Annotated in this window: 17 protein-coding genes; 11 read left to right on the top strand and 6 right to left on the bottom strand. The window is 68.5% G+C overall.

What is annotated here, in order from left to right; all coding sequences use genetic code 11:
- Nucleotides 1–138 precede the first annotated feature (138 nt).
- Nucleotides 139–2,031, top strand: a complete 1,893-nt coding sequence (locus ISN75_RS01425) for an LTA synthase family protein (RefSeq protein WP_343819148.1) — start codon at nucleotides 139–141, stop codon at nucleotides 2,029–2,031.
- 217 nt (nucleotides 2,032–2,248) lie between these two features.
- Complete coding sequence (locus tag ISN75_RS01420) at nucleotides 2,249–2,674, top strand: hypothetical protein (protein ID WP_343819150.1); 426 nt, start codon at nucleotides 2,249–2,251, stop codon at nucleotides 2,672–2,674.
- A 136-nt stretch (nucleotides 2,675–2,810) separates the two neighbouring features.
- Here ISN75_RS01420 and ISN75_RS01415 read toward each other — a convergent pair whose 3' ends face one another.
- From ISN75_RS01415 to groES, 3 genes are all read right to left on the bottom strand, one after another.
- Nucleotides 2,811–3,890 carry a Fic family protein gene (locus ISN75_RS01415; RefSeq protein ID WP_343819152.1) on the bottom strand — a complete coding sequence of 360 codons (1,080 nt, stop codon included), beginning with the start codon at nucleotides 3,888–3,890 and terminating at the stop codon, nucleotides 2,811–2,813.
- 360 nt (nucleotides 3,891–4,250) lie between these two features.
- Entirely contained in the window at nucleotides 4,251–5,894 is a 1,644-nt protein-coding gene (groL, locus tag ISN75_RS01410) for a chaperonin GroEL (RefSeq protein WP_167255267.1), read from the bottom strand.
- Between the two features lie 59 nt (nucleotides 5,895–5,953).
- Nucleotides 5,954–6,247: a co-chaperone GroES gene (gene groES, locus ISN75_RS01405; protein ID WP_026634928.1), complete on the bottom strand. Its 294-nt coding sequence runs from the start codon at nucleotides 6,245–6,247 to the stop codon at nucleotides 5,954–5,956.
- A 227-nt stretch (nucleotides 6,248–6,474) separates the two neighbouring features.
- Between groES and cutA the strand changes: the two genes are divergently transcribed.
- Nucleotides 6,475–6,798 carry a divalent-cation tolerance protein CutA gene (gene cutA, locus ISN75_RS01400; RefSeq protein ID WP_167255265.1) on the top strand — a complete coding sequence of 108 codons (324 nt, stop codon included), beginning with the start codon at nucleotides 6,475–6,477 and terminating at the stop codon, nucleotides 6,796–6,798.
- Here the strand turns inward: cutA and ISN75_RS01395 are convergent.
- The 3 genes from ISN75_RS01395 to ISN75_RS01385 all read right to left on the bottom strand — a co-directional run bounded on the left by ISN75_RS01395 (nucleotide 6,762) and on the right by ISN75_RS01385 (nucleotide 9,763).
- Complete coding sequence (locus ISN75_RS01395; protein WP_167255263.1) at nucleotides 6,762–7,199, bottom strand: cupin domain-containing protein; 438 nt, start codon at nucleotides 7,197–7,199, stop codon at nucleotides 6,762–6,764. The two genes, cutA and ISN75_RS01395, sit on opposite strands and share 37 nt — an antisense overlap.
- A gap of 11 nt (nucleotides 7,200–7,210) precedes the next feature.
- The gene (locus ISN75_RS01390) at nucleotides 7,211–8,224 is read right to left on the bottom strand and encodes a TlpA disulfide reductase family protein (protein WP_343819156.1); all 1,014 of its coding nucleotides are present in this window, start codon (nucleotides 8,222–8,224) and stop codon (nucleotides 7,211–7,213) included.
- A gap of 96 nt (nucleotides 8,225–8,320) precedes the next feature.
- Complete coding sequence (locus ISN75_RS01385; protein WP_343819158.1) at nucleotides 8,321–9,763, bottom strand: PLP-dependent aminotransferase family protein; 1,443 nt, start codon at nucleotides 9,761–9,763, stop codon at nucleotides 8,321–8,323.
- Between the two features lie 109 nt (nucleotides 9,764–9,872).
- On the opposite strand from ISN75_RS01385, the gene ISN75_RS01380 reads away from it, so the two are divergent.
- The 8 genes from ISN75_RS01380 (at nucleotide 9,873) to prmA (ending at nucleotide 18,177) form a co-directional block, all read left to right on the top strand.
- Entirely contained in the window at nucleotides 9,873–10,574 is a 702-nt protein-coding gene (locus ISN75_RS01380; RefSeq protein WP_343819160.1) for a glutathione S-transferase N-terminal domain-containing protein, read from the top strand.
- Between the two features lie 182 nt (nucleotides 10,575–10,756).
- Nucleotides 10,757–11,656 carry a DMT family transporter gene (locus tag ISN75_RS01375; RefSeq protein WP_343819162.1) on the top strand — a complete coding sequence of 300 codons (900 nt, stop codon included), beginning with the start codon at nucleotides 10,757–10,759 and terminating at the stop codon, nucleotides 11,654–11,656.
- 103 nt (nucleotides 11,657–11,759) lie between these two features.
- Nucleotides 11,760–13,964, top strand: coding sequence for a protein-disulfide reductase DsbD (locus tag ISN75_RS01370; protein WP_343819164.1), 2,205 nt, complete (start codon nucleotides 11,760–11,762; stop codon nucleotides 13,962–13,964).
- Nucleotides 13,964–14,509: a TlpA disulfide reductase family protein gene (locus tag ISN75_RS01365; RefSeq protein ID WP_343819165.1), complete on the top strand. Its 546-nt coding sequence runs from the start codon at nucleotides 13,964–13,966 to the stop codon at nucleotides 14,507–14,509. Before ISN75_RS01370 ends, ISN75_RS01365 begins: the two co-directional genes overlap by 1 nt.
- Nucleotides 14,510–14,660: 151 nt before the next feature.
- A complete protein-coding gene (gene aroQ, locus ISN75_RS01360) occupies nucleotides 14,661–15,110 on the top strand; it encodes a type II 3-dehydroquinate dehydratase (RefSeq protein ID WP_168649155.1) in 450 nt (149 codons plus the stop codon).
- Between the two features lie 65 nt (nucleotides 15,111–15,175).
- Nucleotides 15,176–15,634, top strand: coding sequence for an acetyl-CoA carboxylase biotin carboxyl carrier protein (gene accB / locus ISN75_RS01355; protein ID WP_168649154.1), 459 nt, complete (start codon nucleotides 15,176–15,178; stop codon nucleotides 15,632–15,634).
- 19 nt (nucleotides 15,635–15,653) lie between these two features.
- Complete coding sequence (accC, locus tag ISN75_RS01350) at nucleotides 15,654–17,012, top strand: acetyl-CoA carboxylase biotin carboxylase subunit (RefSeq protein ID WP_343819170.1); 1,359 nt, start codon at nucleotides 15,654–15,656, stop codon at nucleotides 17,010–17,012.
- Between the two features lie 211 nt (nucleotides 17,013–17,223).
- Entirely contained in the window at nucleotides 17,224–18,177 is a 954-nt protein-coding gene (gene prmA / locus ISN75_RS01345) for a 50S ribosomal protein L11 methyltransferase (protein WP_167255243.1), read from the top strand.
- Nucleotides 18,178–18,185 lie beyond the last annotated feature (8 nt).

Raw genomic sequence — 18,185 nt, 5'->3', positions numbered from 1 at the left:
GTGCACGCGCCGCTTCGCCATCACGTTGGCACTGCTCGAAAAGTACGCAAGCACCACGAACGCCGAACACCTGGTTCATGCCGGCATCGTTACATTCCGATGTCCGAGCCATGACAGCGCAATCCCCCTAGGACTGCCATGACCAAGACCCTCAATCCAGCCGCCAGGCCCGGCCTGGCCCGCCGCGTCGCCCTCCCCTTGATGCTGGCGGTGGCCTTCGTGCTGTTCACCGGCTGGCTCGACGGCGGCGAAGGCGTTGCGCCGCAGCAGCTGTTCCAGCAGCCGCTGTACCTGCTGGCCAATGCACTGCCGGGGCTGCTGCTGGCCCTGCTGCTGATGGTGCTGAGCCGGCGTCCGCTGCTCTCGTTCGGCCTGGCCTTCCTGCTGCAGGGCGTGCTGTACGGCGTCAATGCGCTGAAGGTGAGGCAGCTGGGCACGCCGCTGATGCCGGCCGATTTCCGCATGCTCGGCCAGCTGCGCAAGGGCGGCCTGCATCTGCTCGGCGGCTATCTGCCGACCACGCCCTGGCCGTACCTGGCGCTGGCCGCCGGCATCGCCCTGGTGGTGCTGGCCTGGCGCAAGGAGCTGCCGCTGTTCCCGCGCCGGACCCGCGGCAAGCGCCTGCTCGCCGGCGCCTCGGTGCTGGTGGTGCTCGGCTCGCTGCTGGGCGGCGCGCCGGCCTGGGGCCGCTTCTACGACGGCGAAACGCTGTGGATGGAGCCGTGGTCGGCCTCGTCCACCGCGCAGCATTCGGGGCTGGTCAGCTCGCTGATGATGTTCCATCTGCATTTCGGCCAGCAGCGCAAGAAGGCCGACCCCAATGCGGCGATGCAGCTGATCGGCCAGGCCGACGGCGCGCTGCGCGAACGCATGCGCGGCGCGTCGGGCGATACCGGCGCCATGCCCGACATCGTGGTGGTGCAGAGCGAATCGTTCTTCGATCCGGCCATCCTCAAGGGCTTCGAGCACCACGACCTCACGCCGAACCTGCACCGCCTGGCGCAGCAGGGCTACAGCGGCGCGCTGCACGTGCCGACCTTCGGCGGCGGCACCATCCGCACCGAGTTCGAGGTGTTGACCGGCCTGTCGCTGCGCTACTTCGACGACCTGCAGTTCCCGTACCTGCAGCTCAACACCAAGGTGGTGCCGGGCATGGTGCGCACGCTGCGCTCGCACGGGTATCGCACGATGGCGATCCACGGCAACAACCCCGCCTTCTGGAACCGCAGCACGGCGTTCCGCGCGATCGGCTTCGACCGTTTCGTGTCGCAGGGCGGCTTCGTCAACGCCAAGGACCTGGACGGCCAGTACATGGCCGACCGCGCCATGACCGACGAAATCATGGCGCAGCTCAAAGATGCCGGCCCGCCGCAGTTCCTGTTCGCCATCAGCATCGAAGCGCACGGCCCCTACGACGTGACGCCGGCCGATGCGGTCAAGCGCGATGCGATCCCCGTGCCGGACGGCCTTGCCGCCGAGGACAAGACCGAACTGCGCAACTACCTCTATCACATGCAGCACGCCGACGAAGAACTGGGCCGCCTGGCCAGCCTGCTGGCGCAGCGCGAGCGCCCCACCCTGCTGCTGTTCTACGGCGACCACCTGCCGGGCTTGAGCGGCAGCTTCGAAACGCTGGGCTTCGTCGACGGCAAGGACATGCTGAGCGAGCCGGGCACCTGGCTGCTGGTCGATCCGCGCAACCAGGTGCAGCCGCAGCGCGAGGATCTCGCCTCATGGATGCTGCCGGGCAAGGTGCTGGAGCAGGCCGGCATCCACGACGATGCGTACTTCGCGCTGACCCAGGTACTGGCGCCGCAGCTGGCCGCGCTCACCCGCGCACCGGGCGCGCCGCCGCAGGCCGAAGACGGCAGCGAGCAGCGCATCGATGCGGCGATGGAGAGCGTGGCGCTGCTGCGGCTGAAAGGAAAACTCGACCGCATGCTGCCGCGCGCCGATGCGCTTTCGGAACATACCGGCTTCGCGCAGGAAGGCGCCGCACCCGCCGCCGCCACCGAAGGCGCGCATCAGTGATGCCGCGCAAGGCGCATTCCCACTAGCTGCGCGAAAGAAAACAAGAGTGCGCGGAACGCGTTTTTCATCGGCACGCACCGGCGATTCAGCGACATGTCCGCCGGCTTAAGCAAACCGGAGCAGCCCGAAAAAATTCAGGATTCAGCAGGCAAACCGCCTCTAGCGTGATTCCACCGCGGCACGTTGCGTCGCGGCACTCACATCGGAGGTTTACCCCATGCGTAAGACCCTGCTTGCTGCTCTCGTCCTCTCGGCCACCGTGCTGACCGCCCCCGCCTTCGCCCAGGCCCAGGCGGCCGCCAAGGCCGGCGCGAGCGTCAATGCCGGCACCTCGGTGCAGGACGCCACCAAGGCGAGCGCGAACCTCAACGCCGGCGCCGCGGTGCAGGACGTCACCAAGACGACGGACCAGGTTGCCACCAAGACCGCCGAGAGCGCGACCGACACCGTGAAGAAGGCGACGCACAAGGCCAAGCACGCCGGCCACAAGGCGGCCAAGACCACCGAGTCGGCCGCGAGCGATGCCACCGGCGGCGCCGAAGCCGCCACCTCGGTGAAGGCCGGCGCGAAGGTCGAGACGCCGGTCGCCGGCGCCGCGGTCGGCGCGAAGACCGACGCCAAGGCGGAAGCCGGCGGCAAGTAAGCGATCCAACCGACGCGGCGCCAAGGGCGCGCCCGCATCGAGCAACCCCGGGAGGTGGACTCCCGGGGTTTTCTTTTGGGCAAAGAAAAACCCCGCCGTAGCGGGGTCCTTCTCACGGATCAAGCATGCCGCCCGATCACTTCACCGCCGCTTGCCCCGCATCCGCGGATTCGCCGAACAAGTCGATGTAAGCCTGATAACGGAACAACCGGTTGCGCCGATAGCCGGTGGCTTCGGCAAGGATGCCCAAGGCGACCAGCCGCGACACCAGGTTGTTGGCCGCGGTATAGGTCGTAGTGGTCAGCGCCTGCACGTCGGCCACCGCAACGATCGGGCGTCGATACAGGTATTCCAGGAGCTTGTGCCCATTGCCCGCGGCGCGCCCCAATCCTTCGGTGACTCTGGCGCGATGGTCTTCGCGCAGCAGAAGGATGCGTCGCGCGGTCTCCGTAGCTTCGCGGCTGACGCTCACCACGCCACGCAGGAAGAACGCCAGCCAGCCTTCCCAATCGCCCTTGTCGCGCACGGCCTGCAGTCGCTCGTAGTACTCGGCGCGGTGCTGCTTGAAGAAATGCGACAGGTAGAGGACCGGTTTCCCAAGAATGTCCCGCTGGCACAGCAGAAAGGTGATCAGCAGACGGCCGACGCGTCCATTGCCATCGAGAAAGGGATGGATGGTTTCGAACTGCGCATGCGCCAGCCCTATTTGCATCAACGCCGGCAGCGCGCTCTGCGCGTGCAGGAAGGTTTCCAGCGCGCCAAGCGCGTTCGGCACCTCGTGCGGCGGTGGTGGAACGAAGCTGGCTTCGCTCAAGGTGCAACCCGAAGCACCGATCCAGTTCTGCGAATGGCGCAGTTCGCCGGGCGTGAGGCGCATGCCGCGCACGCCTTGCAACAGGCGCTCGTGAATTTCGCGAATCAGGCGCACCGACACCGGCAGTTCCTGCAGCCGGCCCAGGCCATAGTTCATGGCACTGACGTAATTGACCACCTCGTCGACGTCGCGCGGCCGGTCCGGGGTCAGGATGTGCGCTTCGGCGGCCAGCAGGTCCTGCAATGAACTCTGCGTGCCTTCGATCTGGCTGGAAAGCACGGCCTCCTTGCGTACGTACATGAAGACGAACAGATCGGGATTGGGCAGGGTTTGAATCGAACCGTCGAGGCGGCCCAGCGCACGATCGGCAAGCGACAGCAACGCCTGCAGCTCGTCGTCCATCCGCAACGCGGGCTTCGGTGGCAGTGGGTTCGGATGAAAAGCGCGGTAACCACTGGGCTGGGCGATATAGCGCCCGGCACGCTGGTTACGGTCCCCGGCCGGAGAACGGGCCCTCGGCGTGTTCATGCAAGGCAAACTTGCATAAGGAGGGATTCTCTTTCCATATTAAAGCCTACCTACAATATAGAGGCGCTTTGGCGCCATGTACAAGGCGACCAATGATATGGAGTACGGCCGATCCTGCCCCTCGCTGGATGGCCAATATCAGACGACATCCCTCTGCTCTCGCCCCCGCCGCCCCAAAAAGAAAACCCCGCACAAGGCGGGGTTCTCCTCGAAGCTGATAACAGATGGGGCGGATCAGAAATCCATGCCGCCCATGCCGCCCATGCCGCCGCCCGCACCGTGCGAGTGGGCTTCTTCCTTCTTCGGCAGCTCGGTCACGGCCGCTTCGGTCGTGATGATCGAGCCGGCCACCGAGGCGGCGTACTGCAGCGCCGAGCGGGTGACCTTGGTCGGGTCCAGGATGCCGAAGGCGATCATGTCGCCGAACTCGCCGGTGGCGGCGTTGTAGCCGAAGTTGCCCTGGCCTTCCTTCACCTTGTTGGCGATGACGGAGGGCTCTTCGCCGGCATTGGCCACGATCGCGCGCAGCGGAGCTTCCAGAGCGGCGGTGGTGATCTTGATGCCGTGGTTCTGGTCTTCGTTGGCGCCCTTCAGGCCGACCACGGCCTTCAGCGCACGGATCAGGGCGACGCCGCCGCCCGGCACCACGCCTTCCTCGACGGCCGCACGGGTGGCGTGCAGGGCGTCTTCGACGCGGGCCTTCTTTTCCTTCATTTCCACTTCGGTGGCGGCACCGACCTTGATCACGGCCACGCCGCCGGCCAGCTTCGCCACGCGCTCCTGCAGCTTCTCGCGGTCGTAGTCGGAGGAGGTCTCCTCGATCTGCGCCTTGATCTGGCCGATACGCGACTGGATCTTCTCCGCTTCGCCGGCGCCGTCGATGATCGTGGTGTTTTCCTTGGTGACCACGATCTTCTTCGCGCGGCCGAGATCGGCGATGGTCGCCTTCTCAAGCTGCAGGCCCACTTCCTCGGAGATCACCTGGCCGTTGGTCAGGATGGCCATGTCTTCCAGCATCGCCTTGCGGCGGTCGCCGAAGCCCGGAGCCTTCACGGCGGCCACCTTGACGATGCCGCGGATGGTGTTGACCACCAGGGTGGCCAGCGCCTCGCCTTCCACTTCCTCGGCGACGATCAGCAGCGGCTTGCCGGCCTTGGCCACGCCCTCGAGGATCGGCAGCAGCTCGCGCACGTTGGAGATCTTCTTGTCGTACAGCAGGATGAAGGGGTCATCCAGTTCGACCTGCTGCGACTGCTGGTTGTTGATGAAGTACGGCGACAGGTAGCCGCGGTCGAACTGCATGCCCTCGACCACGTCCAGCTCGTTGTCCAGGCCCGAGCCTTCCTCGACGGTGATCACGCCTTCCTTGCCGACCTTCTTCATGGCGGTGGCGATGATTTCGCCGATGGCCGAGTCGGAGTTGGCGGAGATGGTGCCGACCTGGGCGATCGCCTTGTCGTCGGCGGTCGGGTTGGAGAGCTTCTTGAGCTCTTCCACGGCCGCGACCACGGCCTTGTCGATGCCGCGCTTCAGATCCATCGGGTTCATGCCCGCGGCGACCGCCTTCAGGCCGTCCTGGATGAAGGCCTGGGCCAGCACGGTGGCGGTGGTGGTGCCGTCGCCGGCCACGTCGGAGGTCTTGGAAGCGGCTTCCTTGACGATCTGCGCGCCGATGTTCTCGTACTTGTCGGCCAGCTCGATTTCCTTGGCGACGGAGACGCCGTCCTTGGTCACGGTCGGGGCGCCGAAGCTCTTCTCGAGCACCACGTTGCGGCCCTTGGGACCCAGGGTCACCTTGACCGCGTTGGCCAGGGTGTTGACACCCTTGAGCATGCGGGCGCGGACGTCTTCGCCAAAGCGGACTTCTTTTGCAGCCATGATCTGTATTCCTTTGAATGCTTGAATGAGGGGATGGGAAGAGAAGCGGGAGAGGCTGCTTAGCCTTCGATCACCGCAACGATGTCGTCTTCCTTCAGGAAGACCAGCTCTTCGCCGTCGATCTTGATTTCCTGGCCGGCGTACTTGCCGAACAGCACCACGTCGCCTTCGTTCACCGACATCGGGCGGACCTTGCCGTCTTCCAGGATGCGGCCGGCGCCGGCGGCGATGACCTTGCCGCGGGTCGGCTTCTCGGTGGCGCTGTCGGGGATGACGATGCCACCGGCGGAAACGCGCTCTTCTTCGAGGCGCTTGACGATGACGCGGTCGTGCAGCGGACGCAGCTTGCTCATGGTGATGGGCTCCAGCTTGGGTTTGAGTGGATCGAAAAAGGGGTCCCCGGAACGGCGCCTGCGGCGCTGTTAGCACTCCCGGTGGGTGAGTGCCAATTCTAGCGACGCAGGAATCCCCCGCAAGAGGCTTTGTTCCGAAGCTGCAAGGGCTAATGGGGAAGGCCGGCGGGGCTTTCAAGGGGCGGCGGGGCATGCGGCGGCGGGGAGCCCACGCTAGGCTCCCCACCATGACCGACCCCGTCCTGCTGTGCTACTGCACCTATCCCGACTCCGCCAAGTCCGCCGGATTCGCCAGAACCCTGGTGGAAGAAGGGCTGGCCACCTGCGTGAACCGCCTGCCCGGGGTGCGCTCGACCTACCGCTGGCAGGGCAAGGTCAGCACCGAGGTCGAGGAATTGCTCCTCATCAAGACCACCGCGGCGCGCTTCGAGGCCCTCAAGGCGCGCGTGCTGGAACTGCATCCCTACGAGCTGCCGGAGCTGATCGCGGTGCCGGTGGAACGCGGCCACGAGGCTTATCTGGACTGGGTCCGGGCCGGCGTGCTGATCTGATCTGGCGCCGCCTGATCCGGCACGGTCAGCCGGGCATCCGGCCGGGCCACGAACACCACCAGGAAAGTCGCCGGCTCCGTGCCGCTGACATTCGCCGTGCCCAGGTGATGCGCCCCGGCCGGCTCGAACCAGCTCTCGCCGGGGCCGTATTCCCGCGCCGGCTCGCGGTCGACCTGGCTGCGCACGCGGCCGGACAGCATGTAGACGAAGGCGTCGGCCTCGTGATGGTGTGGCTTGGACTGCTGGCCGGGGGCGAAGGTGACGGTCAGCGCGACCAATTTCCTGCCGGGCGCCTGAGTCAGTGGCGCGGTGAGCAGCGGATGTTCCTCGGCCGCCAACGCCGGCAGAGCGACGCCGGCGACGAGCCCAAGCGCGAAAACACAGCGAAGCAAGGTGGACATGGCGGCCTCCCTCAACGCGCGGTCAAAGTCTTGAGCGCCTGATCCAGCGGCGCCCCGGCCTGCTCGACGCGGGCGGTGATGCGCCCCTGCGCATCGAACAGCAGCACCGTCGGCACGTGGGTCACGCGGAAGCGGCGGAACAGCGCGCCCGAATCGTCCAAGGTCAGCGGCATGCCAATGCGGTGCTCGTCGCGGTACTTCACCAGCTCGTCGTGCGCGGCCCACAGGCCGGAAGCGACGCCGACCCAGCGCAGCTTCGTGTCATGCGCCGACAGCGCGCCGACCTGTTCGCGCATCGCGCGGCAGCTCCTGGAAAGCTCGGGCCGGCTGGTCGCCAGGTAGGACTCGCACCAGGGCGACAGGAACACCAGCGCCGTCGGCTTGCCTGCTTCCGGCAGCGACAGATGCTTGCCGTCCAGCATGGCGGCGTCGAACGCGGGTACGCGGTCGCCGGTGTCGTAATGCGCCTCCTGCTTCGGCGCCGCCGCACCGGCCGCGGCCACGCCGCTGCTGCCGCGCGCTGCCTGCAGCGCGGCATCGAGCCTGGCGTTCGCCTCGTGGCCGACGTAGAGGATGCGGCCGTCGCGCCCGATCACCACGTGCTGCGGCGTCACGCGCAGATGGAAGGCCTCGCCCAGCGAGCCGTCGTCGAACACCAGCGGCATCTTCAGGCCCATCTCGTCGCGGTACTTGCGCACGTCTTCGATGGTTTCGTCGAAGCCGACGCTGATGGCGATCACCGCCAGGTCGGGGCCGGCTTCCTCGTAGGTCTTCTTCAGATGCGGCATCTGCTCGCGGCAGGGCACGCACCAGGTGGCCCAGAACTTCAGATACACCGCCTGCTTGCCGTACAGGCTGGCCAGATCGATGGTCTTGCCGTCGATGGTCTTCACGGTGACGCGCGGCGCCGGCTGGCCGACCAGGCTCTTGCCGGCGGCTTCGGCGCGCTGCTGGCCGGATTGCGCCCAGGCCGGCGCGGCGGCCAGGCCCAGCAGGAGGAGACAGCAAAGGAGGAGGCGATGCATGGCGGGGAGATCCAGGCTGAGAGTGGGCGCCATGCTCCGCTTCCGGTGGTCCGGTTTTAAGGACCACTTCCGGCCAATGCTTGGGGACCACTTCGCTCAGCGCGGCAGCAGCCGCGCGATGCGGCGCACCGCCTCCTCCATGCGCCGGGCCTCCATCAGCCCGTAGCCCAGCGCCAGGCCGTTGGAGGCGACGCGCCCGAACGTATAGCCATCCAGGCCTTCGATGCGCACGCCCTGCCCGGCCGCCTGTTCGACCAGCACATCCGTACGCAGCTTGGCCGGCAGCCTGGCCGACAGATGCAGCCCGGCGTCGGAAGGCCAGGCTTCCAGTCCATGGCGCGCCAGCGCATCGAGCAAGGCCTCGCGCCGCTCCGCATAGACGTTGCGCATGCGCCGCACATGGCGCGCCAGATGTCCCTCGGCAATGAAGGCCGCCAGCGTGTCCTGCGCGGGCACGTCGCAATGCCAGTCGGCCAGTTCCTTCGCCGCCGCAAGCGCCGGCAGCAGCCATGGCGGCGCCACCACGTAGCCGATGCGCAGCGCGGGGAACAGGCATTTGGAAAAAGTGCCGACGTAGCAGACCGAGCCTTCGCGATCGAGCGTCTGCAGCGCATCCAGCGGCCGCCCGCCGTAGCGGAATTCGCCGTCGTAGTCGTCCTCGATCACCGTGGCGCCGCGTGCCGCGGCATGTGCCAGCAGCTCCGCGCGGCGGCGCGGCGACATCGACATGCCCAGCGGGAACTGATGCGACGGCGTCACGTAGATCACCCGCGCCTCGGCGGGAATCCGTTCCACCACGATGCCTTCGCCGTCCACCGGCACCGGCACCACCTTGGCGCCCGCCGCGGCAAACGCCGCGCGCAGTGGCGTATAGCCGGGATCCTCTACCGCGACCACGGTGCGCCCCGGCGTCACCAGCACGCGCGCCAGCAGGTCGAAGGCCTGCTGCGCGCCGCTGGTCACCATCACGTCGTCCGGGTCGCAGGCCACCGCGCGCGCGAACGACACATGCTGCGCGATCGCCTCGCGCAGCACCGGCCGCCCGCGCGACTGCCCCGACATCGACGGCAACCGCGACACGCCGCGCAGCGCACGTGCCGACAGCCGGCGCCACACCTCGAACGGAAACTGCCGCGTATCCGGCACGCCCAGGCGGAAATCGTAGGCGAACGCGCCCGGCGGCGGCGACGGCGCGGGCGGGCGCGCCTCGCGCCAGTACGGCGCCAGCCGGCGGTCGCCGCCGGCCTCGGCCGCGGTGGAGCGCGCGCGGGCGCGGCGTTCCATCAGGTCGGCCACGTAGTTGCCGGCGCCGCGCCGCGCGACCACATAGCCCTCGCTCAGCAGCAGGTCGTAGGCCGCCACCACGGTGTTGCGCGACAGCTGCAGCGCCTGGGCCAGTTCGCGCGTGGCGGGCAGCCGCAGGCCGGGTTTCAGGCGGCCGTCCAGGATCGCCGCGCGCAGTTGCGCATGCAGCGCGGCCTGCCGCTGGCGCGACCCCTTGGCCGGCAGCTCCAGCGGGAACTCGAACGGATGATCCATGGCCTGCCCCGCAAAGTGGACCCCAATAATTGTCGCATTGTGGTCCTTTTGCCAGACCATCGAACGACCTAGCCTGCACCCGTCGCCATTCCCGCCTAAGGCCGCCGCCATGATCGAGCTCTACTACGCCGCCACCCCCAATGGCCTGAAAGCCCGCCTGTTCCTGGAAGAGGCCGGCATTCCCTACCGCCTGGTCCCGGTCAGCCTGAGCAAGGGCGAGCAGTTCAAGCCGGCATTCCTGGCCGTTTCGCCGAACAACAAGATCCCGGCCATCGTCGATTACGAGCCCACCGACGGCGGCGCGCCGCTCACGATGTTCGAATCGGGCGCGATCATGCTTTACCTCGCCGAGAAGACCGGCCGCCTGATCCCGTCGGACCTGCGCGGCCGCACCGAGGTGCTGCAGTGGCTGTTCTGGCAGATGGCCGGCCTGGGTCCGATGGCCGGGCAGATCGGGCATTTCAATGTGTACGCGCCGGAGAAGGTGCCCTACGCGATCGACCGCTACACCCGCGAAGTGCACCGCCTGTACGGCGTGCTCGATCGCCGACTGGAAGGGCGCGAATTCATCGCCGGCGAATTCTCCATCGCCGACATCGCCTGTTACCCGTGGATCGTTCCGCACGAAGCACATGGGCAGGACCTGGAGCAGTTTCCGAACCTGTCCCGCTGGTTCCGCACGATGGCGGCGCGTCCCGCCACGCTGCGTACCTACGAAGGCGTGGAAAACGCGTACGCGCCGAAGCAGGCGCTGACGGAAGCGGAACGCCAGGTGCTGTTCGGGCAGGGCAAGTCGGCCACCGTCCCTTGATGACTACCTCCATGAAGGAACCCTTCTCCCTCCGGGAGAAGGTGGCGGCAGCCGGATGAGGGTACGGCCGGAGCGAAGCACATCACTCTTGCGCTCCGCCCGCACCCTCACCCCAACCCCTCTCCCGGTGGGAGAGGGGCTCAAGCTTCCAACTTCCCTCTTTCACCATGAGCTTTCACGCCATGAAGAAATCCGATCTCGCCGCGCTGCTCTTGCTGGGTGCCCTGTGGGGCGCGTCGTTCCTGTTCATGCGCATGGGCGCGGACCAGTTCGGCGGCATGGCGCTGGCCGGGCTGCGCGCGATCGGCGCGGCGCTGTGCTCGCTGCCGCTGCTGGCTTCGCGCGAGCGGCTGGCCGAGATGCGCCGGCACTGGCGGCCGATCGTGGTGGTGGGCATGAGCAATTCGGCGCTGCCATTCGTGCTGTTCTCCTACGCGGCGATGAGCTTGCCGGCGGGCGTGTCGGCCATTTCCGACGCGATCGGGCCGCTGCTGGTGGCGCTGTCGGGCTGGCTGTGGCTGGGCGAGAAGCTGGACGGCGCGCGCACCGCCGGCCTGGCCGTGGGTTTTGCCGGCGTGGTGTGGCTGATCGCCGGCAGCGTGGGCTTCGGCCATGGCGGCGGTTCGGCCTGGGCCATGGCGGCCTGCGTCGGCGCCAACGTCTGCTATGCCTTCGGCGCGCATTACGGCCAGCGCCGCCTGCGCGGCGTGTCGCCGCTGGCGGTGGCTACCGGCAGCCAGCTGGCCGCGGCCATCGCGCTGCTGCCGCTCACGGTGTGGCTGTGGCCGGCCAAGATGCCGGGCGCGCAGGCCTGGTTCGCCATGTTCGGCCTGGCCGCCGCCTGTACCTCGCTGGCCTACGTGCTCTTCTACCGCCTGATGGCGCGCGTCGGTGCGACCCGCACGCTGGCGGTGCTGTACCTGATTCCGGTGTTCGGCGCGCTATGGGGGCTGATGTTCCTGGGCGAGCCGGTCACCTTGTCGATGGCCGGCGGCTGCGTGGTGATCCTGCTCGGCGTGGCGCTGACCACGGGGCTGATCCGCCCGCGCAGCCTTCCCGCGGCCACGCCGGAACAAGCCTGACGTCCCCGCTGTCCTCCCCCGGCCGGCGCTGCGCAGGCCGGCTGCGCCATAATCCGAGATCGCCCGCGTCCCCGCGCCGGGCACGCCCTTCGCTGGAGCCGCAATGCAACCGATCCGCCTGATCCGACCGACGGCGCGCTTCCCCGCCCTCGCCTGGCCCGCTCTTATCCTGCTTGGCCTGGCCCTGCTGCTGTCCGGCATCGGCAACGCCCTGGCGCAGGACGACGACGGCATCCTGCCGGTGACCGAGGCCTACAAGCTGAAGGCCGACGCCTCCACGCCGGGTGTGCTGAAGCTGCACTGGGACATCGCGCCGGACTACTACCTCTATCGCGGCCGCATGAAGTTCACCGGGGCGGAAGGCATCACCGCCGGCGAGGCGAAGCTGCCCGACGGCGCCAGGCATCACGACGAATACCTCGGCGATGTGGAGATCTACCACCACGAAGTGGATGCCACCGTGCCCTACACCGTGGCCGCCGGCACGCAGCGGCTGAAGATCGCCGTGCGCTACCAGGGCTGCCACGAGGTGGAGCCGAAGATCTGCTATCCGCCGCATACCGAACAGCTGGACCTGCCGCTGCCCGCCGGCACCGCGCAGGCCGACGCCGCCGCGCCGCAGACCCTGGGCGCCGCGCTCGCCCAACTCGGCGGTACGCCGCCCGGCGCCGCACCCGGCACCGACAGCGCGCCGCTGCCGGCCGAGCAGGCGTTCCGCTTCGAAGCCCTGGCCCGCTCGCCGAACCAGCTGCTGCTGCGCTGGACCATGCCCAAGGGCTATTACCTGTACCGCGACCAGACTTCGCTGCATCTCAATGCCGCGGGCTTGAAGCTGGGCCAGCCGCAGTGGCCGCAGGGCACGACCAAGCAGGACCCGCACTTCGGCAACGTCACCGTGTACTTCGACCAGGTCGAGCTGCCGGTGGCGATCGAGGGCGACACCTCGAAGCTCAAGCAGGTGGCGGTCGAAGCCAGCTTCCAGGGCTGCCAGGACGGCGGACTGTGCTATCCGCTGATGTCGCGCGCGGTCACCGTGGACCTGGCCGGCGGCGCCGTCGCCACCGGCGAGACCGTGGCGGGCCCGGCGCCGGAAACGCGCCCCGCCGCCGCGCTGGACGTGAGCCTGTGGGCCGCCCTGCTGCTCGCCCTGGGCGGCGGCCTCGTGCTGAACCTGATGCCGTGCGTGCTGCCGGTGCTGTCGATCAAGGCGGTCGGCCTGATCGAAAGCGGCGAGAGCCCCGCGCACCGGCGCCGCCATGCGCTGGCCTATACCGCCGGCGTGCTGGTGAGCTTCGTGGTGCTGGGCCTGGTGATCCTGTCGCTGAAAGCCGCCTGGGGCGCGCAGCTGCAGAAGCCGCTGGTGGTGGCCACGCTGTCGCTGGTGATGCTGGCGGTGGCGCTGTCGATGTCCGGCGTGGTGCAGTTCGGCGCCTCGCTGGGCAATACCGGCAGCGGCCTGGCGAGCCGCGCGGGCCTGGCCGGCGATTTCTTCACCGGCGTGCTCGCGGTGGTGGTGGCCAGCCCCTGCACCGCGCCGTTCATGGGCAGCGCGCTGGCTTATGCGCTGGCCGCGCCGACCGCGCAGGCGATGCTGGTGTTCGTGATGCTGGGCTTGGGTCTCGCCCTGCCCTTCCTCGCCGTGGGCTACGTGCCGGCGCTGGCGCGCCTGCTGCCGCGGCCCGGCGCATGGATGGACACGCTCAAGCAGGTGCTGGCCTTCCCGATGTACCTGGCCGCCGCCTGGCTGGCCTGGGTGCTGGCCAACCAGCGCGGCGCCGACGCCGTGGGCCTGCTGCTGGTGGCGGGCGTGATGCTGGCGATGGCGCTGTGGTGGTTCGAGCGGGCCCGCTATCGCAGCGCCGGCGCGCGTGTCCTGGCCGTGCTGCCGCTGCTGCTTGCGCTCGCGCCGCTGTATTACCTGGCGCATCTGCCGCCGCCGGTGGCGGCCGCCAGCGCCGCGGAAGGCACCGTCGCCTTCACCCCGGCCAAGCTGGCCGAGCTGCGCAAGGCCGGCACCCCGGTATTCGTGGACATGACCGCCGACTGGTGCATCACCTGCAAGGCCAACGAGCACACCGTGCTGGCCACCGACGCCTTCCACGACCTGCTCAAGCGCACCGGCGCCGTCTATATGAAGGGCGACTGGACCAACGAAGACCCGGACATCACCGCCTTCCTGCAGCAGTACCACACGCCCGGCGTGCCGCTGTACGTGGTGTTCCCGAAGAACGGCGGCGAAGGCCGCAAGCTGCCGACGGTGCTGACCGCTTCCCTGGTCGAGCAGGCACTGACCGAGGCGGCGAAGTAATGCTCAGCCGCGGCAACTGGCTGATCCTCGGCGCGGCGGTGCTGGTCGCCGCGCTGGGCGGCTGGCTGCAGCACGCCAGCCGGCAGGCGCATGCGCCGGGCGGGGTGCAGGCGGCGAAGGTGGGCGACATGCGTCCGGACCTGGCCCTGCCGGGGCTGGACGGCAGGGAACATCGCCTGTCCGAGTTCCATGGCCGCCGCGTGCTGCTCAACTTCTGGGCCAGCTGGTGCGGCCCCTGCCTGGACGAGATGCCGGCGCTGGCCAGGGCGCAGGCGAAATTCGGCGAACGGGGCGCCATCATCATTGGCATCGCCATGGACGAACCGGCCCGGGCGCGCGCGTTTCTGGCCGCCCATCCGGTGAACTATCCCATCCTGCTCGGCCAGCTGGAAAGTCCCAGCACCTCGCTGCGGCTGGGCAACGCCGGCGAAGTGTTGCCGTACAGCGTGCTGCTGGACGGCAACGGCCGCATCCTCGATGCACGCCGCGGCGCCCTGGACGCCGCCACCCTGGAACGCTGGCTGGCAGCCCCGGCCGCGCCCTGAGGCCATTCCGGCAGCCATACGGCCTCGCACGGTTTAACGCGAACTTCTCCGCCGAACATCGCCGATCTGCGCCGAACTGGACAACATTGCCGACTGCGCGCACACTCCCGCCGGTCGCCGGGTCCTGCCCGGTCCCGTTGAAGGTTTCGGCGTGGCGAAGATCCTGGTCCTGCACGGACCCAACCTCAATCTGCTGGGCGTGCGCGAACCGGACATCTACGGCCGCGCCACGCTGGCCGACATCAACTCTGCCCTCGCCGCGCGCGCCCAGGCCGCCGGCCACGAGCTGGCCTGGTTCCAGTCCAATGCGGAGCACGAGCTGATCGGCCGCATCCACCAGGCTCGCGACGAGCAGGTGGCGATCATCCTGTTCAATCCCGGCGCCTTCACCCACACCAGCATCGCCCTGCGCGACGCGCTGGCCGGGGTGGCGATCCCGTTCGTGGAAGTGCACCTCTCGAACGTGCATGCGCGCGAACCGTTCCGCCGCCACTCCTACCTGGCCGACGTCGCCGTGGGCGTGATCTGCGGCTTCGGCGCGGACAGCTACCGGCTGGCCCTGGAAGCGGCGCTCAGCCGCCTGGAGCGGGCCGCCTCCTGAGCGCCCGCCACCTCAAGCATTCCCTTCCCTGCCGCCGCGGCGGCACCAACGAAAAGGTTTGACCGATGGACCTGCGCAAGATCAAGAAACTGATCGACCTGCTCGAGGAATCCAACCTCGCCGAGCTCGAGATCAAGGAAGGCGAAGAAGTCGTGCGCCTGTCGCGCGTGCCGAAGGGAACCGTCAACGTGGCGGCCGCCCCCGTGATGGCGCCGGTGATGCAGGCCCCCGCCCCGGCCGCCGCTCCCGCGCCCGCCGCCGAAGCCGCTCCCGCCAGCACGCTGCCGGCCGGCCACGTGGTGAAGGCGCCGATGGTCGGCACCTTCTATGCCTCGGCCACCCCGGGCGCCGCTGCTTTCGTCAAGGTCGGCCAGCAGGTCAAGGCGGGCGAGACGCTGGGCATCATCGAAGCCATGAAGATGTTCAACCAGATCGAAGCCGACGTCGGCGGCACGGTGCAGGCCATCCTGGTCGAGAACGGCCAGCCAGTGGAGTTCGACCAGCCCATGTTCGTGATCGCCTGAGCGGCCGACGACCATGCCCATGCTGGAAAAAGTCGTCATCGCCAACCGGGGGGAGATCGCGCTGCGCGTGCTGCGCGCCTGCCATAGCCTCGGCATCAAGACGGTCGCCGTGCATTCCACCGCCGACCGCAACCTCAAGCACGTCGGCCTGGCCGACGAGTCGATCTGCATCGGCCCGGCGCCGTCGGTCGACAGCTACCTCAATATCCCGCGCATCATCGCCGCGGCCGAGATCACCGACGCCCAGGCCATCCACCCGGGCTACGGCTTCCTGTCCGAGCGCGCCGACTTCGCCGAGCAGGTGGAGCAGTCGGGCTTCATCTTCATCGGCCCGACCGCGGACGTGATCCGCCTGATGGGCGACAAGGTGGAAGCGATCCGCGCCATGAAGGCCGCGGGCGTGCCCTGCGTGCCCGGCTCCGGCGGCCCGCTCGGCGACGAAGTGGACGAGAACATCCGCATCGCGCGCGAGATCGGCTACCCGGTGATCATCAAGGCCGCCGGCGGCGGCGGCGGCCGCGGCATGCGCGTGGTGCGCACCGAGGCGCACCTGGGCAACGCCATCACCATGACCAAGCAGGAGGCCAAGGCGGCCTTCGGCAACGATCAGGTGTACATGGAGAAGTTCCTGGAGAATCCGCGCCACGTGGAAATCCAGGTGCTGGCCGACGGCCAGGGCCATGCCATCCACCTGGGCGAGCGCGACTGCTCGATGCAGCGCCGCCACCAGAAGGTGGTGGAAGAAGCACCCGCGCCGGGGATCACGCCGGAACTGCGCGAGCAGATCGGCAAGGTCTGCGTCGACGCCTGCCTGCGCATCGGCTATCGCGGCGCCGGCACCTTCGAATTCCTGTTCGAGGGCGGCCGCTTCTACTTCATCGAGATGAACACCCGCATCCAGGTGGAGCACCCGGTGACCGAGCTGATCACCGGCATCGACCTGGTGCGCGAGCAGCTGCTGATCGCCGGCGGCGAGAAGCTGTCGATCCGCCAGGAAGACATCAAGATCCACGGCCACGCCATCGAGTGCCGCATCAACGCGGAGGACCCGGACAGCTTCCTGCCCTCGCCCGGCACGGTGAAGCGCTTCGAAGCCCCGGGCGGCCCGGGCGTGCGCGTCGACACGCATCTGTACGACGGCTACAAGATCCCGCCGAACTACGATTCGATGATCGGCAAGCTGATCGTGCACGGCCCCGACCGCGAGACCGCCATCGCGCGCATGCGCCTGGCCCTGGCCGAGACGGTGATCGAAGGCGTGAAGTGCAACATCCCGCTGCAGCAGCGCATCATGGCCGACGTCGGCTTCCAGCACGGTGGACAGAACATCCACTACCTGGAGAAGCGCATGGCGGAGCAGAAGGAACAGCAGCACTAGCGTTGACCTTCCATGCTGGAATCCTTCTCCCTCCGGCGACCCGAAGGTAGTCCCCGTGGGAGAGAAGGTGCCGGCAGGCGGATGAGGGTTCGGGCGGAGCGGTGCGCATCACTCTTGCGCTCCGGCCGTACCCTCACCCCAACCCCTCTCCCCGCGGGAGAGGGGCTTTATCTTCCGGCCGCCTCGCGGCTCCATCACTGCATTGCCGCCCATGCCCTTTCTCGAACTCACCCTCACCATCCGCTCCGAACAGCAGCCGCGCGTGGAAGAAGCGCTCGAGGACATCGGCGCGCTGTCCGTGACCCTGCAGGACGCCGATGCGGAAACGCCGGACGAGCAGGCCATCTTCGAACCGGGCGTGGGCGAGCTGCCGCTGTGGCCGACCATCACCTTGAACGCGCTGTTCGACGAGCACGCCGACCGGCGCGGCCTGACCGAGGCGCTGGGCGAACTGCTGCCATGGCTGGAACCGGACCAGGTGCAGTACCGCGACGTCGCCGATCAGGACTGGGAGCGCGCGTGGATGGATACCTTCAAGCCGATGCAGTTCGGCCGCCGGCTGTGGATCTATCCGTGGAACATCGAACCGCCCGCCGATGACGAAGCGGTGGTGGTGCGCCTCGATCCCGGCCTGGCCTTCGGCAGCGGCACCCATCCCACCACGGCGCTGTGCCTGGAATGGCTGGATGCGCAGGCGCTGCAGGGCCGCACCGTGGTCGACTACGGTTGCGGCTCGGGCATTCTCGCCATCGCCGCGCTCAAGCTCGGCGCCGCCAGCGCGGTGGGCGTGGACAACGACCCGCAGGCGCTGACCGCCTCGGCCGACAATGCCGAACGCAACGAAGTGTCCGAGCGCCTGGCGCTGTTCCTCCCCGAAGACCTCATGCCGGAGGCCGCTCCTGCGCATCCTGCGCCCGCGGCACTAGCGCATCCATGCGCGTCGCCGGCCGACGTCTTCATCGCCAACATCCTGGCCGGCCCGCTGGCGGAACTGGCCCCGACCTTCGCCGCCGCGGCGAAACACGGTGCCCCGTTCGCCATCTCGGGCATCCTCAAGGGCCAGGAAGAAGAACTGCTCGAGCGCTACGCCGAATGGTTCACGGATCTGCGCGTGGACGTGCGCGAGGACTGGGTGCGCATCAGCGGACGCCGCCGCGCCGCGTGAAGCCGGCG

Source organism: Dyella marensis (assembly GCF_049532885.1).
Classification (GTDB): Bacteria; Pseudomonadota; Gammaproteobacteria; order Xanthomonadales; family Rhodanobacteraceae; genus Dyella_D; species Dyella_D marensis.
The sequence above is the reverse complement of the archived record's forward strand: the minus strand, read 5'-3'. Positions and strand labels throughout refer to the sequence as shown.

Excerpts from the sequence above, each read along its gene's own strand:
- ISN75_RS01425 (WP_343819148.1), top strand. The coding sequence starts at position 139 with ATGACCAAGACCCTCAATCCAGCCGCCAGGCCCGGCCTGGCCCGCCGC.
- ISN75_RS01420 (WP_343819150.1), top strand. The coding sequence starts at position 2,249 with ATGCGTAAGACCCTGCTTGCTGCTCTCGTCCTCTCGGCCACCGTGCTG.
- ISN75_RS01415 (WP_343819152.1), bottom strand. The coding sequence starts at position 3,890 with ATGGACGACGAGCTGCAGGCGTTGCTGTCGCTTGCCGATCGTGCGCTG.
- groL (WP_167255267.1), bottom strand. The coding sequence starts at position 5,894 with ATGGCTGCAAAAGAAGTCCGCTTTGGCGAAGACGTCCGCGCCCGCATG.
- groES (WP_026634928.1), bottom strand. The coding sequence starts at position 6,247 with ATGAGCAAGCTGCGTCCGCTGCACGACCGCGTCATCGTCAAGCGCCTC.
- cutA (WP_167255265.1), top strand. The coding sequence starts at position 6,475 with ATGACCGACCCCGTCCTGCTGTGCTACTGCACCTATCCCGACTCCGCC.
- ISN75_RS01395 (WP_167255263.1), bottom strand. The coding sequence starts at position 7,199 with ATGTCCACCTTGCTTCGCTGTGTTTTCGCGCTTGGGCTCGTCGCCGGC.
- ISN75_RS01390 (WP_343819156.1), bottom strand. The coding sequence starts at position 8,224 with ATGCATCGCCTCCTCCTTTGCTGTCTCCTCCTGCTGGGCCTGGCCGCC.
- ISN75_RS01385 (WP_343819158.1), bottom strand. The coding sequence starts at position 9,763 with ATGGATCATCCGTTCGAGTTCCCGCTGGAGCTGCCGGCCAAGGGGTCG.
- ISN75_RS01380 (WP_343819160.1), top strand. The coding sequence starts at position 9,873 with ATGATCGAGCTCTACTACGCCGCCACCCCCAATGGCCTGAAAGCCCGC.
- ISN75_RS01375 (WP_343819162.1), top strand. The coding sequence starts at position 10,757 with ATGAAGAAATCCGATCTCGCCGCGCTGCTCTTGCTGGGTGCCCTGTGG.
- ISN75_RS01370 (WP_343819164.1), top strand. The coding sequence starts at position 11,760 with ATGCAACCGATCCGCCTGATCCGACCGACGGCGCGCTTCCCCGCCCTC.
- ISN75_RS01365 (WP_343819165.1), top strand. The coding sequence starts at position 13,964 with ATGCTCAGCCGCGGCAACTGGCTGATCCTCGGCGCGGCGGTGCTGGTC.
- accB (WP_168649154.1), top strand. The coding sequence starts at position 15,176 with ATGGACCTGCGCAAGATCAAGAAACTGATCGACCTGCTCGAGGAATCC.
- accC (WP_343819170.1), top strand. The coding sequence starts at position 15,654 with ATGCTGGAAAAAGTCGTCATCGCCAACCGGGGGGAGATCGCGCTGCGC.
- prmA (WP_167255243.1), top strand. The coding sequence starts at position 17,224 with ATGCCCTTTCTCGAACTCACCCTCACCATCCGCTCCGAACAGCAGCCG.